We start from the raw sequence: 15034 nt of genomic DNA, 5'->3' as shown, positions 1-15034 counted from the left end.
AGGCCGGTTGATTGACCGGGCGACAGGGTGGACTAAAGTGACGCGAAGCGGGAGGCGAGACTCTCCCCGCTGGACAGATGTTCTTCGGAGACCCCGGCGACGACCGGTGATCTCCCCGCGTGCGCGGCGCGTACGTACGGCTCGGCCTCCTCCCGCTCCCGGTCGGCTGACGCTTCCGGCGCCGGCAGGCCCCATGTCCACGAGCGGGCGGTGACCCGGCGGTGCGCATGGCCGCGCCGGATCTGAGAGGGCCCGGGATCGATGGGGCGCGAAGCGCATTCGAATGAGGGTGGTGGCGGGCGACGGGAGGGAGAGAGTCGACACGTCCCGGTGATGCTCCAGCGGTGCCTGGATCTGCTGGCACCCGCCCTGGAGGGCCCGGACGCCGTGGTCGTCGACTGCACCCTCGGCCTCGGCGGCCACAGCGAGGCGCTCCTGGAGCGGTTCCCCGACGTCCGCCTCGTCGCCCTCGACCGCGACAAGGAGGCCCTGCGCCTGTCCGGCGAGCGCCTCGCCCCCTACGGCGAGCGCGCCACCCTCGTCCACGCCGTCTACGACGAGCTCCCCGAGGTGCTGCACCGGCTCGGCATCGCGCGCGTGCAGGGCGTCCTGTTCGACCTGGGCGTCTCCTCCATGCAGCTCGACGAGGCCGACCGCGGCTTCGCCTACGCCCAGGACGCCCCGCTCGACATGCGCATGGACCAGACGACCGGTGTCAGCGCCGCCGAGGTCCTCAACACCTACCCGCCGGGCGAACTCGTGCGCATCCTGCGGGCCTACGGCGAGGAGAAGCAGGCCAAGCGGATCGTGAGCGCCATCGTGCGGGAGCGGGAGAAGGAGCCGTTCAGCAACAGCGCGCGGCTCGTCGAACTGATCCGGGACGCGCTTCCGCAGGCCGCCAAGCGCACCGGCGGCAACCCGGCCAAGCGCACCTTCCAGGCCCTGCGCATCGAGGTCAACGGCGAGCTCTCCGTCCTGGAGCGGGCGATCCCCGCCGCCGTGAAGGCACTCGACGTGGGCGGACGGATCGCCGTGCTGTCGTACCACTCGCTGGAGGACCGGCTGGTCAAGCAGGTCTTCGCTGCGGGCGCCGCCACCACCGCGCCGGCCGGGCTGCCCGTCGTCCCCGAGCGCTACCAGCCGCGGCTCAAGCTCCTCACGCGCGGTGCCGAACTCCCCACCGAAGAGGAGATCGCCGAGAACCGGCGGGCGGCACCGGCGCGGCTGCGCGGCGCCCAGCGCATCAGGGAGGACGTCGAGTGAGGCGTGAGCAGGCCGGACCGAGGGAGCGTGCGTGAGCGGCAAACCCGAACTGAAGGGGAGGGCAGCCCGACTCGCGCGGCTCCTTCCGACCGGCCCCGGGCAGGCGGCCCGCACACCCTTCGTCCTGCTCGTGGTCCTCCTCCTCGGCAGCGGTCTCATCTGCCTCCTGGTGCTGAACTCGGCCCTCAGCGAGGGCGCGTTCAAACTCGACGACCTCCAGCGCGGGACCAAGAACCTCACCGACGAGGAGCAGGCCCTCCAGCGGGACATCGACGCCTACTCCGCCCCCGACGCCCTGCAGCGCCGCGCCCGCGAGCTCGGCATGGTGCCCGGCGGCGACCCCGCGTTCCTCGACCCCGACGGCACCGTCAAGGGCGTCCCCAGCCCCGCCCCCGGCGTCCGGCGGCCCGCCGACCACACCCCCCTGGTCCTCGCCCCCGAGGCCATGACCGACGGCCCTACTCCGACCGGCAGGTGACGGAAGTGTCCGACAGGGAACCGCCACGTCGCCGTGTGCCCGGCCCCGCCAGGCCCGCCCGCCCCGACGCACGGCGCCGTCCCGGCCCCGCTGCCCGCCCGGCCCGGCGGCCGGGGCAGGCCCGTCCGGCGGCGCCCAAGCCGCTGCGGCTCGGCAGCCCCCGCCCCCGCCTGCGCCTGGTCGCACTCGCGCTGACCCTGGTCCTGACCGCCTTCGTCGTGCGGCTCTTCCAGGTGCAGGCCGTCGACGCGAGCACGTACGCCGCCAAGGCCGAGCAGAACCGGTACGTGGGGCAGGTGCTGGCCGCGGACCGGGGCGAGATCACCGACCGGTCCGGCGTGGCCCTCGCGACCAGCGAGGACGCCTACGACATCACCGCCGACCCCACGATGTTCGCCCCCGGCATGCTGAAGATCGGGGACGGGCCCGAGCAGGCGGCCGCACTCCTCGCGCCGATCCTCGGCCAGGAGCAGGAGGACCTGGTCAAGAAGCTGCGGCCGGAGAACAAGGCCCTGCGCTACGTGAAACTGGCCTCCCGCCAGACCCCGCAGGTCTGGAAGCAGATCAAGGACCTCAAGTCGGCGCTCGCCAAGAAGGCGGAGGCGGACAAGACCACGCCCAACGTCCTCTCGGGCGTCTTCTCCGTGGCCACCAGCAAGCGCGTGTACCCGGGCGGCGACCTGGCCGCCGGGATACTGGGCTGGGTCAACGGCGAGGGCAAGCCCGGCGGCGGCATCGAACTGCAGCTGGACAAGCAGCTCGCCGGCAAGGACGGCAAGATCCGCTACGCCCAGTCCGGCGGCCGCCTCGTGCCCACCGCGGGATCCACCGAGACCCCCGCCGTCCCCGGCAGCGACGTCGAGCTCACCATCGACCGCGACATCCAGTGGGCCGCCCAGAACGCCATCAGCGACCAGGTGAAGGAGTCGGCGGCCGACCGCGGCTACGTCATCGTCCAGGACACCCGAACCGGGCAGATCCTGGCCATGGCCAACTCGCCCGGCTTCGACCCGAACGACCTGTCCGACGCCGACCCGGCCGCCCTCGGCAACGCCGCCCTCCAGGACGCCTTCGAGCCCGGCTCCACCGCCAAGGTCATGTCGATGGCGGCCGTCCTCCAGGAGAACGCCGCCACCCCCGGGACCCACGTGGTCGTGCCCAACCGGCTGCACCGCGGGGACCGGCTCTTCAAGGACGACATCGACCACCCGACCTGGTACCTGACGCTCAACGGCGTCCTGGCCAAGTCCAGCAACATCGGCACCATCCTCGCCACCGGGCAGCTCGGGAAGACCCAGGCCCAGGCCAACAAGGTCCTCTACGGCTACCTGCGCGCGTTCGGCCTCGGCAGCCACACCGGGCTCGGCTTCCCCGGCGAGACCAAGGGCATCCTCGCCCCGCCCGACAAGTGGTCGACCTCGCAGCAGTACACGATCCCTTTCGGCCAGGGCGTCTCCATCAACGCCATGCAGGCGGCCTCGGTGTACTCGACCATCGCCAACGGCGGGGTGCGCATCGAGCCCACCCTCGTGCGCGGCACCAAGGGCCCCGACGGGCGCTTCACACCCGCCCCGGAGCCCGAGAAGAACCGGGTCGTGGACGCGAAGACGGCGAAGACCCTCGCCCAGATGCTGGAGTCCGTCGTGGACGACGAGGAGGGCACCGGCACCAAGGCGCGCATCCCCGGCTACCGCGTCGCGGGCAAGACGGGTACCGCCAACCGTGTGGATCCGGCCACCGGGAAGTATCACGGCTACACCTCGTCGTTCGCCGGGTTCGCACCCGCCGACAAGCCCCGCGTCACCGTCTACTGCGCCATCCAGAACGCCACCCGGGGCAGCTACTTCGGCGGCCAGATCTGCGGACCCGTCTACAAGAAGGTCATGGAGTTCGCACTGAAGTCCCTCCAGGTCCCCCCGACCGGCGCCAAGCCCGCGAAGCTGCCCGTCTCCTTCCAGCAGTGACCGGCCCGGCAGTGACCGGCGCCGACCGCCCTGATCAGCACCCAGCCCCACCGAGCCACCAGGACCGCCTCCGTGACTACGATCACCCCCGAGCCCGGCAACCAGAGCAGCCCCGGCCCCTCACTTCGCCCGGAGGCGGGTACGCCCGGTACGCTCACCGCCGTGCCACACGCTGATCAGTCCCAAACCACCCAGAAGGGGCATCCCGTGACATACCCCGGGCCGCCCAGGCCGGTGCAGGTCTCCGCCACACCCCTCGCGGAACTCGCCGATCAGCTGGGTGCTTCCACACCGCAGCACGCCGCCGAGGTCACCGGCATCACCCACGACTCGCGGGCGGTGCGCCCCGGCGACCTGTACGCCGCCCTGCCGGGGGCCCGGCTGCACGGCGCCGACTTCGTCAACCAGGCCGCGGGCCTCGGTGCCGCCGCCGTGCTGACCGACCCGACCGGGGCCGAGCGCGCCGCGGCGTCCGGGCTGCCCGTCCTGGTCGTCGACGACCCGCGCGGGCGGATGGGCGAGCTGGCCGCCACGATCTACGGCCACCCCGGCCGGGACCTGCTCCAGATCGGCATCACCGGCACCTCCGGCAAGACCACCACGGCCTACCTGGTCGAGGGCGGCCTGAAGACGGTTCGGTCCACCGGCCTGATCGGCACGGTCGAGATGCGCATCGGCGACGAGCGCATCAAGTCCGAGCGCACCACCCCCGAGGCCACCGACCTCCAGGCCCTGTTCGCCGTCATGCGCGAGCGCGGCGTCGACGCGGTCGCCATGGAGGTCTCCAGCCACGCCCTGGTCCTCGGCCGGGTCGACGGCTGTGTCTTCGACATCGGCGTCTTCACCAACCTCAGCCCGGAACACATGGAGTTCCACTCCGACATGGAGGACTACTTCCGGGCAAAGGCGCAGCTGTTCACCCCGAAACGGGGCAAACTCGGCGTGGTCAACGTCGACGACGAGTACGGCCGCAGGCTGGCGAAGGAGGCCACCGTCCCGGTCGTCACCTACTCCGCCGAGGGCCACCCCGACGCCGACTGGCGCGCCGAGGACGTCGAGGTCGGCCGGCTGGACTCGACGTTCACCGTCGTCGGTCCCAAGGGGGAGCGGATCAGCGCCAAGTCGCCGCTGCCCGGACCCTTCAACGTGGCCAACACCCTGGCCGCGATCGTCGCCCTCGCCGTCGCCGGCCTCGACCCGCAGGCCGCCGCCGACGGCGTCGCCGCCGTCCCCGGTGTCCCGGGGCGCCTGGAGCGCGTGGACGCCGGGCAGCCCTACCTCGCGGTCGTGGACTACGCCCACAAGACCGACGCCGTCGAGTCCGTGCTGCGCGCGCTGCGCAAGGTCACCGAGGGCAGCCTGCACATCGTCCTCGGCTGCGGCGGCGACCGGGACCGGACCAAGCGCGAGCCCATGGGCGCCGCGGCGGCCCGGCTCGCCGACACCGCCGTGCTGACCTCCGACAACCCCCGGGGCGAAGACCCCCTCGCGATCCTCGCCACGATGCTCCAGGGCGCGGCGTCCGTGCCCGCGCACGAGCGCGGCGAGGTCCAGGTCTTCGAGGACCGGGCCGCCGCGATCGCCGCAGCCGTCGCCCGTGCCCAGCCGGGCGACACCGTGCTGGTCGCGGGCAAGGGCCACGAGCAGGGCCAGGACATCGCCGGGGTGGTCCGTCCCTTCGACGACCGCCAGGTGCTGCGCGAAGCCATCCAGAAGACCCAGGGATGAAAATCCAGAAGACCCAGGGGATGAACTTGTGATCGCCCTCTCCCTCGCCGAGATCGCAGAAGTCGTCGGCGGGCAGACGCACGACATACCGGATCCGTCCGTCCAGGTCACCGGCCCGGTCGTCCGGGACTCCCGCGAGGCGGGGCCGGGCAGCCTGTTCGTCGCTTTCGCCGGGGAGCGCGTGGACGGCCACGACTTCGCGGCGGCGGTCGTCGAGGCCGGGGCGGTGGCCGTGCTCGGCACCCGTCCGGTCGGCGTGCCCGCCATCGTCGTGGACGACGTCCAGACCGCCCTCGGCGCCCTCGCCCGGCACGTCGTGGCCCGCCTCGGCGCCACCCTCGTCGCCCTCACCGGCTCGGCGGGCAAGACCAGCACCAAGGACCTCATCGCGCAGGTGCTCCAGCGCAAGGCGCCGACGGTGTTCACGCCCGGCTCCCTCAACAACGAGATCGGGCTGCCGCTGACCGCGCTCAGCGCGACCGAGGAGACCAGGTTCCTCGTCCTGGAGATGGGCGCCCGGGGGATCGGGCACATCAGCTACCTCACGGAACTGACCCCTCCGAAGATCGGCCTGGTGCTCAACGTCGGGTCCGCCCACATCGGCGAGTTCGGCGGCCGTGAGCAGATCGCCCAGGCCAAGGGGGAACTCGTCGAGTCCCTTCCCGAGGAGGGGACGGCCGTGCTCAACGCGGACGACCCCTATGTCCGGGCCATGGCCTCCCGTACGAAGGCGAAGGTGATCTTTTTCGGTGAGTCCGGCGAAGCGGACGTCTCTGCCGAGAACGTGCGACTCACGGACACCGGACAGCCTTCGTTCAGGCTTCACACACCCTCCGGTGCAAGCGATGTGACCATGCGCCTGTACGGTGAGCACCACGTGTCGAACGCGCTCGCCGCGGCCGCCGTCGCCCACGAGTTGGGCATGTCCGCTGACGAGATCGCCGTGGCGCTCTCCGAGGCGGGCTCCCTCTCCCGCTGGCGGATGGAGGTCACCGAGCGCCCGGACGGCGTGACGGTCGTCAACGACGCCTACAACGCGAATCCCGAGTCCATGAAGGCCGCGCTGCGCGCGCTGGCGGCCATGGGCAAGGGACGTCGTACGTGGGCGGTGCTCGGCAAGATGGCCGAGCTCGGGGACGAGGCTCTCGCCGAGCACGACGCGGTCGGACGGCTCGCCGTCCGGCTCAACGTCAGCAAGCTCGTCGCGGTCGGCGGCAGGGAAGCCGCCTGGCTGCAACTGGGCGCATATAACGAGGGTTCGTGGGGTGAGGAGTCGGTGCACGTGTCCGACGCACAGGCGGCGGTCGACCTGTTGCGCAGCGAGTTGCGCCCGGGGGACGTCGTGCTCGTGAAGGCGTCCCGTTCGGTCGGTCTCGAGAGCGTGGCGCAGGCGCTCGTCGAGTCCGGTGCCGAGGGTGAGGTTTCCGCCCGATGATGAAGCAGATCCTGTTCGCAGGAGTCATTGGTCTCTTTCTCACGCTGGTCGGCACCCCGCTGCTGATCAAGCTCCTCGCGCGCAAGGGCTACGGCCAGTACATCCGCGACGACGGCCCGCGCGAGCACGCCAGCAAGCGCGGTACGCCCACCATGGGCGGTATCGCCTTCATCCTGGCGACGGTCGCCGCCTACTTCCTGGCCAAGGTGATCACGGGCTATCTGGACCCGGACGTCGACGCGGCGCCGACCTTCTCGGGCCTGCTGGTGCTCGGCCTGATGGTCGGCATGGGCCTGGTCGGCTTCCTCGACGACTACATCAAGATCGTCAAGCGGCGTTCGCTCGGCCTGCGCGCCAAGGCGAAGATGGCCGGCCAGCTGATCGTCGGCATCGCCTTCGCGGTGCTGTCCCTGCAGTTCGCGGACAACCGCGGCAACACCCCGGCCTCCACGAAGCTGTCGTTCATCACGGACTTCGGCTGGACGATCGGCCCCGTGCTGTTCGTGGTCTGGGCGCTGTTCATGATCCTCGCGATGTCGAACGGCGTGAACCTGACCGACGGTCTGGACGGACTGGCGACCGGTGCCTCGGTACTCGTCTTCGGCGCCTACACCTTCATCGGCGTCTGGCAGTTCCAGGAGTCCTGCGCCAACGCGCAGACGCTGACCAACCCGGGCGCGTGCTACGAGGTGCGCGACCCCCTCGACCTCGCGGTGGTGGCCTCCGCGCTGATGGGCGCCTGTCTCGGCTTCCTGTGGTGGAACACCTCGCCGGCCAAGATCTTCATGGGTGACACCGGTTCGCTCGCGCTCGGCGGTGTGCTCGCCGGCCTCGCGATCTGCTCGCGCACCGAGCTGCTGATGGCCATCCTCGGCGGCCTCTTCGTCCTCATCACCATGTCCGTGGTGATCCAGGTCGGCTCCTTCCGCCTCACCGGAAAGCGCGTCTTCCGGATGGCGCCACTCCAGCACCACTTCGAACTCAAGGGCTGGTCCGAAGTGCTCGTCGTGGTCCGCTTCTGGATCATCCAGGGCATTTGTGTCATCGTCGGACTCGGCCTCTTCTACGCGGGATGGGCAGCGGACAAGTGACCTCCTCGGAGCCCTTCGACTTCCAGGGCAAGCACGTCACCGTCGCCGGGCTCGGCGTCTCCGGCGTCCCGGCGGCCAAGGTGCTGCACGGCCTCGGCGCGAGCGTCACGGTCGTCAACGACGGCGCCGACGAGCGCGCCCGGGCGCAGGCCGCCGAGCTGGAGGCGCTCGGCATCACCGTGCGCCTCGGCGACGGCGACACCCTGCCCGAGGGCTCCGAGCTGATCGTCACCGCGCCCGGCTGGAAGCCGGACAAGCCGCTGTTCGCGGCGGCGGAGCGGGCGGGCGTCCCGGTCTGGGGCGACGTCGAACTGGCCTGGCGCCTGCGCGGCCCCGACGCCGCCGACTGGCTCGCCGTCACGGGCACCAACGGCAAGACGACGACCGTCCAGATGCTCGCCTCGATCCTCAAGGCGGCGGGCCTGCGCACCGCCGCCGTCGGCAACATCGGCGTCTCCCTGCTGGACGCGGTCCTCGGCGAGGAGCGCTACGACGTCCTCGCCGTGGAGCTCTCCAGCTACCAGCTGCACTGGGCGCCCTCCCTGCGCGCCCACTCGGCCGCGGTGCTGAACCTCGCCCCCGACCACCTCGACTGGCACGGCTCCATGGAGGCGTACGCGGCCGACAAGGGCCGTATCTACGAGGGCAATCGGGTCGCCTGCGTCTACAACGTCGCCGACAAGGCCACCGAGGACCTGGTCCGCGAGGCCGACGTCGAGGAGGGCTGCCGCGCCGTCGGCTTCACCCTCGGCACCCCGGGCCCGTCCCAACTCGGCGTCGTGGAAGGCCTCCTGGTCGACCGCGCCTTCGTCGAGGACCGGCACAAGAACGCCCAGGAACTCGCCGAGGTCGGCGACGTCAACCCGCCGGCCCCGCACAACATCGCCAACGCCCTCGCCGCGGCGGCCCTCGCCCGCGCCTACGGGGTGCCCGCCAGGGCCGTACGGGACGGTCTGCGGGCGTTCACCCCGGACGCCCACCGCATCGCGCACGTGGCGGACGTGGACGGGGTCGCCTACGTCGACGACTCCAAGGCCACCAACACGCATGCGGCGGAGGCCTCGTTGGCGGCGTACGAGCCGATCGTGTGGATCGCGGGCGGCCTCGCGAAGGGCGCGACCTTCGACGAACTGGTCGCCAAGTCGGCGAAGCGGCTGCGGGGGGCCGTGCTGATCGGCGCGGACCGCGCGCTCATCCGGGAAGCCCTCGCGCGACACGCCCCGCAGGTACCCGTCGTCGACCTCGACCGGACCGACACTGGGGCGATGCGCGCGGCGGTCCAGGAGGCGCGGAAACTCGCTCAGGCGGGCGACACGGTGCTGCTGGCCCCGGCCTGTGCCTCCATGGACATGTTCGCCAACTACAACAAGCGCGGGGACGCTTTCGCGGACGCCGTTCGTGAGCTCGGCTCCGCCGACGGCTGACCCGGGTCCGCCTCGCCCGGCGGCGGTGCCGGGCGTACCTGGGAGGGACGCGTGACACGGATGTGGCTGGTGCCCGAGCGGCCTGGGGGCGTTCACCGCGCAACGCTTCCCTCCGGCACGGCAGGGTGAGCGGCGATGCCCACCAGCCGCACCGGACGGCCCCCGACCCCGCGCGCCCCCAAACGCCCCGTCGCGCCACGGCTCGCGCGTGAGAACCGCGTCCTGAGCCTCTACACCCGCGCACGCAGGGGCTGGGACCGGCCGCTGACCGCCTACTACCTGATCCTCGGCGGCAGTCTGCTGATCACCGTGCTGGGACTGGTGATGGTCTACTCGGCCTCCCAGATCACCGCGCTGCAGATGTCACTGCCGGGTTCGTACTTCTTCCGCAAGCAGTTGCTCGCGGCGGGGATCGGCACCGGCCTGCTGCTCGCGGCCTCGCGGATGCCGGTGAAGCTGCACCGGGCGCTCGCCTACCCCATCCTCGCGGGCGCCGTCTTCCTCATGATCCTGGTGCAGGTCCCGGGGATAGGGGTGTCGGTCAACGGCAACCAGAACTGGATCTCGCTCGGCGGCTCCTTCCAGATCCAGCCCAGCGAGTTCGGCAAGCTCGCCCTCGTGCTGTGGGGCGCCGACCTGCTCGCCCGCAAGCAGGACAGGAAGCTGCTGAACCAGTGGAAGCACATGCTCGTGCCGCTGGTCCCGGCGGCCTTCATGCTGCTCGGTCTGATCATGATCGGCGGCGACATGGGCACCGCGATCATCCTCACGGCCATCCTGTTCGGCCTGCTCTGGCTGGCCGGCGCCCCCACGCGGCTGTTCGCCGGGGTGCTGTCGATCGCAGCCGTCCTCGGCCTGATCCTCATCAAGACCAGCCCCAACCGCATGGCCCGGCTGCAGTGCCTGGGCGCCACCGAACCCCAGTCGGGGCCCGTCGACTGCTGGCAGGCCGTGCACGGGATCTACGCCCTCGCCTCGGGCGGAATCTTCGGTTCCGGGCTGGGTGCGAGTGTGGAGAAATGGGGCCAACTCCCCGAAGCGCACACCGACTTCATCTTCGCCGTCACCGGTGAGGAACTGGGCCTGGCGGGGACGCTGTCGGTACTCGCCCTCTTCGCGGCTCTAGGCTATGCGGGTATCCGCGTGGCCGGACGCACGGAGGACCCCTTCGTGAGGTATGCCGCGGGAGGTGTGACCACCTGGATCACGGCCCAGGCCGTGATCAACATCGGTGCGGTGCTCGGTCTGCTGCCGATCGCCGGCGTCCCCCTCCCGCTGTTCTCCTACGGGGGATCCGCCCTGCTCCCGACCATGTTCGCCATCGGGTTGCTGATCGCCTTCGCGCGTGAGGACCCCGCTGCGCGGATGGCGCTTGCGATGCGGCAACCCCGCTTTGGTAGAAAGCGGGGGGCCGGGGGAACCGGTTCCGGTCGGAGTCCCCGGAGATGGAACACGATGCGACGGCGTGCCTCGGCGGCGCGTTCGTCCGGAGAGCGGTGAATTTCGGTGCATGTCGTACTCGCCGGCGGAGGAACCGCGGGCCACATCGAGCCCGCGCTCGCCCTCGCGGACGCCCTGCGCAGGCAGGACCCGGGCGTGGGCATCACGGCCCTGGGCACGGAGCGCGGCCTCGAGACCCGTCTCGTACCCGAGCGCGGGTATGAACTCGCGCTGATCCCCGCCGTTCCGCTGCCGCGCAAGCCCACCCCCGAGCTGATCACCGTCCCGGGCCGGCTGCGCGGCACGATCAAGGCGACCGAGCAGATCCTGGAGCGCACCAAGGCGGACGCCGTGGTCGGCTTCGGCGGCTACGTCGCCCTGCCCGGCTACCTCGCGGCCAAGCGCCTGGGCGTCCCGATCGTCATCCACGAGGCCAACGCCCGCCCGGGCCTGGCCAACAAGATCGGCTCGCGCTACGCCAGCCAGGTCGCCGTCTCCACGCCCGACAGCAAGCTGCGGGGCGCCCGCTACATCGGCATCCCGCTGCGCCGCTCCATCGCCACCCTGGACCGGGCCGCCGTACGCCCCGAGGCCCGGGCCGCGTTCGGGCTCGACCCGAACCTGCCCACGCTGCTCGTCACCGGCGGCTCCCAGGGCGCCCGCCGCCTCAACGAGGTCGTGCAGCAGGTCGCCCCCTGGCTCCAGCAGGCCGGGATCCAGATCCTGCACGCCGTCGGCCCGAAGAACGAACTGCCGCAGGTCCACCAGATGCCGGGGATGCCCCCCTACATCCCGGTAAGTTACCTGGACCGGATGGACCTCGCGTACGCCGCGGCCGACATGATGCTCTGCCGCGCGGGCGCGATGACCGTCGCCGAACTCTCCGCCGTCGGGCTCCCGGCCGCCTACGTCCCGCTGCCCATCGGCAACGGCGAACAGCGGCTCAACGCCCAGCCGGTGGTCAAGGCCGGCGGCGGACTGCTGGTCGACGACGCGGAACTGACCCCCGAGTGGGTCCAGCACAACGTCCTGCCCGTGCTCGCCGACCCGCACCGGCTGTACCAGATGTCCCGCGCCGCCGCCGAGTTCGGCCGCCGGGACGCCGACGATCTGCTCGTCGGCATGGTGTACGAGGCGATCGCCGCCAGTCGTGCACACCGATAGGACTGTATGACGGAAGGCAGGGAGCGTGGCCGGATCGACCACCGCCGAGCGCGGTGAACGCCAGCAGGAGTCGTCCGGCCCGCCGCCCCGCCTGAGGTCCAGGCGTGCCAGGCTCCGCGCGATCGTCCTCCTGGGCCTCGCCCTGGTGTTCCTCGGCATCCCGGCCGTCTGGCTGTTCTACGGCTCCGACTGGCTGCGCGCCGAGCACGTCTCGGTGTCCGGCACCCGGGTGCTGACACCGGCTCAGGTCGAGGCGGCCGCCCAGGTTCCGCTGGGGAAGCCGCTGATTTCCGTCGACACCGCTGCGATCGAGACGCGACTGCGCCGGAAATTGCCCCGAATTGACTCGGTTGACGTGGTCCGTTCCTGGCCCCGCGGAATCGACCTGAAAGTGGTTGAGCGGACTCCGGTTCTGATTGTCCAAAAGGGCGGAAAGTTCGTCGAAGTGGACGATGACGGTGTCCGCTTCGCCACGGTTTCCGAAGCCCCGAAAGGGGTCCCCGCGCTGGAATTGACGCTCTCCCGCTCAAGCTCCGCCGCCGCGAGCCTGCGCCGCTTCGGCGAGCCCCGGCTGGTGCGCGCCGCGGTCGGCGTCATCCGAGCGGTTCCGGCCGCCGTCGCGCACGAGACACGGACCGTCAAGGTCCGTTCCTACGACGACATCTCGCTGGAGTTGCGCGGCGGCCGCACGGTCCTCTGGGGGAGCAGTGAGAAGGGCGCCGCGAAGGCCCGCACACTCACCGCTCTGATGAAAGCCTCGCCCGGGGCGCGGTACTTCGACGTGAGTGTCCCCACCGCGCCCGCGTCATCAGGGAGTTGACGCACATCCGCGCAGGCCAGCACCCTGGTTGGGCAGTGCTACGGCTGATCACATAGGGTGAAAAGAAAAACGGGAGGTTCGGCGTGTTCGTTGAACGTGCGCCACTTGTCGACTTAGTGTCCTGTTCAGAAGACTCCAAGGAACAGACACACTGGTAACCCTAAACTTCAGGGTTAGGGTTCGGGTCGGCGATACGGACCGTCCCATTCGGCATCAGTCGTCGGGTCGCGGGGCGCAGGGCGTCACGCTGATTCGGCGACACGTAACTCGAGGCGAGAGGCCTTCGACGTGGCAGCACCGCAGAACTACCTCGCAGTCATCAAAGTCATCGGTGTCGGCGGCGGTGGTGTCAATGCCATCAACCGGATGATCGAGGTCGGTCTCAAGGGCGTCGAGTTCATCGCCATCAACACCGACGCGCAAGCTCTGTTGATGAGCGACGCCGACGTCAAGCTGGACGTCGGCCGTGAACTCACCCGCGGACTCGGCGCCGGAGCCAACCCGGCCGTCGGCCGCAAGGCCGCCGAGGACCACCGCGAGGAGATCGAGGAGGTCCTCAAGGGGGCCGACATGGTCTTCGTGACGGCCGGTGAAGGCGGCGGCACCGGCACCGGCGGCGCACCCGTCGTGGCCAACATCGCCCGCTCGCTCGGTGCCCTCACCATCGGTGTGGTCACCCGCCCGTTCACCTTCGAGGGGCGGCGCCGCGCGAACCAGGCCGAGGACGGCATCGCCGAACTCCGCGAAGAGGTCGACACCCTCATCGTCATCCCGAACGACCGGCTGCTGTCCATCTCGGACCGCCAGGTCTCGGTGCTGGACGCCTTCAAGTCGGCCGACCAGGTCCTGCTCTCCGGTGTCCAGGGCATCACCGACCTCATCACCACCCCGGGCCTCATCAACCTCGACTTCGCCGACGTCAAGTCGGTCATGTCCGAGGCCGGCTCGGCCCTGATGGGCATCGGCTCGGCCCGCGGCGACGACCGCGCGGTGGCCGCCGCCGAGATGGCGATCTCCTCGCCGCTGCTGGAGGCGTCCATCGACGGTGCCCGCGGCGTGCTGCTCTCCATCTCCGGCGGCTCCGACCTCGGCCTGTTCGAGATCAACGAGGCCGCCCAGCTGGTGAGCGAGGCCGCCCACCCCGAGGCCAACATCATCTTCGGTGCGGTGATCGACGACGCCCTCGGCGACGAGGTCCGGGTCACCGTGATCGCGGCCGGCTTCGACGGCGGCCAGCCCCCCGCCAAGCGGGACAACGTCCTCGGCTCGTCCTCGGCCAAGCGCGAGGAGCCGGCCCCGGTGCGGCAGACCGAGAGCCGCCCCTCCTTCGGATCGCTCGGCAGCGTGACCCCGAAGGAGGACCCGGAGCCCGCGCCGGAGCCGGTCAAGGACATCCCGGTCGCCCCGCCGGTCACGCCGGCGCCGCGGTCCTACTCGGACAGCGCGGCCGAGGAACTGGACGTACCGGACTTCCTCAAGTGATCCTTCAGTCGTGATAGGACAGCGCGAAAGCGCGAGCGGCGCGCACTTCGGCTTCACCGACCGGTGGGGCGGGGTGAGCGCCGCTCCGTATGAGGAGCTCAACCTCGGCGGAGCGGTCGGCGACGATCCCGACGCCGTACGCACCAACCGGGACCTGGCTGCCAAGTCCCTCGGCGTCGAGCCGGACCGGGTCGTCTGGATGAACCAGGTGCACGGGGCCGACGTGGCCGTGGTGGACGGGCCGTGGGGATCTTCGACCGCGATCCCGCCGGTCGACGCGGTCGTCACCACGCGCCGGGGGCTCGCCCTCGCCGTGCTCACCGCCGACTGTGTGCCGGTGCTGCTCGCCGATCCCGTCGCCGGGGTCGCCGCCGCGGCCCACGCGGGCCGGCCCGGCATGATCGCCGGAGTCGTCCCGGCCGCGCTCCGCGCGATGACGGAACTGGGCGCCGAGCCCTCCCGGATCGTCGCCCGCACCGGGCCCACCGTCTGCGGCCGGTGTTACGAAGTGCCCGAGGCGATGCGCGCCGAGGTGTCCGCCGTCGAGCCGGCGGCGTACTCCGAGACGAGTTGGGGCACACCGGCGGTCGACGTCGGCGCCGGAGTGCACGCCCAGCTGGAACGGCTCGGGGTGCGCGACCGGGAGCAGTCGCCGGTGTGCACGCTGGAGTCGCACGATCACTTCTCGTACCGCCGCGACCGCACCACCGGTCGGCTCGCGGGTTATGTGTGGCTGGACTGATAG

12 protein-coding genes are annotated in these 15034 nt (G+C 71.2%); all 12 read left to right on the top strand.

The annotated features are described in order from the left end of the window. The first annotated feature begins 261 nt into the window (after positions 1-261). The gene (gene rsmH / locus IGS69_RS08515) at positions 262-1263 is read left to right on the top strand and encodes a 16S rRNA (cytosine(1402)-N(4))-methyltransferase RsmH (RefSeq protein ID WP_190898101.1); all 1002 of its coding nucleotides are present in this window, start codon (positions 262-264) and stop codon (positions 1261-1263) included. A gap of 31 nt (positions 1264-1294) precedes the next feature. Beyond that, on the top strand, positions 1295-1741 hold the full coding sequence (locus tag IGS69_RS08510; protein ID WP_190898099.1) for a hypothetical protein: 447 nt from the start codon (positions 1295-1297) through the stop codon (positions 1739-1741). A 5-nt stretch (positions 1742-1746) separates the two neighbouring features. Then, positions 1747-3705, top strand: coding sequence for a peptidoglycan D,D-transpeptidase FtsI family protein (locus IGS69_RS08505; protein WP_269783153.1), 1959 nt, complete (start codon positions 1747-1749; stop codon positions 3703-3705). A gap of 207 nt (positions 3706-3912) precedes the next feature. After that, entirely contained in the window at positions 3913-5433 is a 1521-nt protein-coding gene (locus IGS69_RS08500; protein ID WP_190898096.1) for a UDP-N-acetylmuramoyl-L-alanyl-D-glutamate--2,6-diaminopimelate ligase, read from the top strand. Between the two features lie 28 nt (positions 5434-5461). Next, positions 5462-6868, top strand: a complete 1407-nt coding sequence (locus IGS69_RS08495; protein ID WP_190898094.1) for a UDP-N-acetylmuramoyl-tripeptide--D-alanyl-D-alanine ligase — start codon at positions 5462-5464, stop codon at positions 6866-6868. Continuing rightward, a complete protein-coding gene (gene mraY / locus IGS69_RS08490; RefSeq protein WP_190904418.1) occupies positions 6868-7959 on the top strand; it encodes a phospho-N-acetylmuramoyl-pentapeptide-transferase in 1092 nt (363 codons plus the stop codon). Before IGS69_RS08495 ends, mraY begins: the two co-directional genes overlap by 1 nt. After that, positions 7941-9383, top strand: a complete 1443-nt coding sequence (murD, locus tag IGS69_RS08485; RefSeq protein WP_190898093.1) for a UDP-N-acetylmuramoyl-L-alanine--D-glutamate ligase — start codon at positions 7941-7943, stop codon at positions 9381-9383. Before mraY ends, murD begins: the two co-directional genes overlap by 19 nt. A 135-nt stretch (positions 9384-9518) precedes the next feature. Continuing rightward, positions 9519-10883 carry a putative lipid II flippase FtsW gene (ftsW, locus tag IGS69_RS08480; RefSeq protein WP_190898091.1) on the top strand — a complete coding sequence of 455 codons (1365 nt, stop codon included), beginning with the start codon at positions 9519-9521 and terminating at the stop codon, positions 10881-10883. 6 nt (positions 10884-10889) lie between these two features. Beyond that, positions 10890-11987, top strand: a complete 1098-nt coding sequence (murG, locus tag IGS69_RS08475) for an undecaprenyldiphospho-muramoylpentapeptide beta-N-acetylglucosaminyltransferase (protein ID WP_190898090.1) — start codon at positions 10890-10892, stop codon at positions 11985-11987. Between the two features lie 25 nt (positions 11988-12012). Then, entirely contained in the window at positions 12013-12807 is a 795-nt protein-coding gene (locus tag IGS69_RS08470) for a cell division protein FtsQ/DivIB (RefSeq protein ID WP_190898088.1), read from the top strand. A 288-nt stretch (positions 12808-13095) separates the two neighbouring features. Beyond that, positions 13096-14289, top strand: coding sequence for a cell division protein FtsZ (gene ftsZ / locus IGS69_RS08465; protein WP_190898087.1), 1194 nt, complete (start codon positions 13096-13098; stop codon positions 14287-14289). A 10-nt stretch (positions 14290-14299) separates the two neighbouring features. Next, positions 14300-15031, top strand: coding sequence for a peptidoglycan editing factor PgeF (pgeF, locus tag IGS69_RS08460; RefSeq protein WP_190898085.1), 732 nt, complete (start codon positions 14300-14302; stop codon positions 15029-15031). Positions 15032-15034 lie beyond the last annotated feature (3 nt).

This window comes from Streptomyces tuirus (genome assembly GCF_014701095.1).
Taxonomy (GTDB): domain Bacteria; phylum Actinomycetota; class Actinomycetes; order Streptomycetales; family Streptomycetaceae; genus Streptomyces; species Streptomyces tuirus.
The sequence above is the reverse complement of the archived record's forward strand: the minus strand, read 5'-3'. Positions and strand labels throughout refer to the sequence as shown.

What these genes read in the sequence shown, in the direction of transcription:
- rsmH (WP_190898101.1), top strand. Translation starts at nt 262, where the DNA reads ATGGGGCGCGAAGCGCATTCGAATGAGGGTGGTGGCGGGCGACGGGAG.
- mraY (WP_190904418.1), top strand. Translation starts at nt 6,868, where the DNA reads ATGAAGCAGATCCTGTTCGCAGGAGTCATTGGTCTCTTTCTCACGCTG.
- murD (WP_190898093.1), top strand. Translation starts at nt 7,941, where the DNA reads ATGGGCAGCGGACAAGTGACCTCCTCGGAGCCCTTCGACTTCCAGGGC.
- ftsW (WP_190898091.1), top strand. Translation starts at nt 9,519, where the DNA reads ATGCCCACCAGCCGCACCGGACGGCCCCCGACCCCGCGCGCCCCCAAA.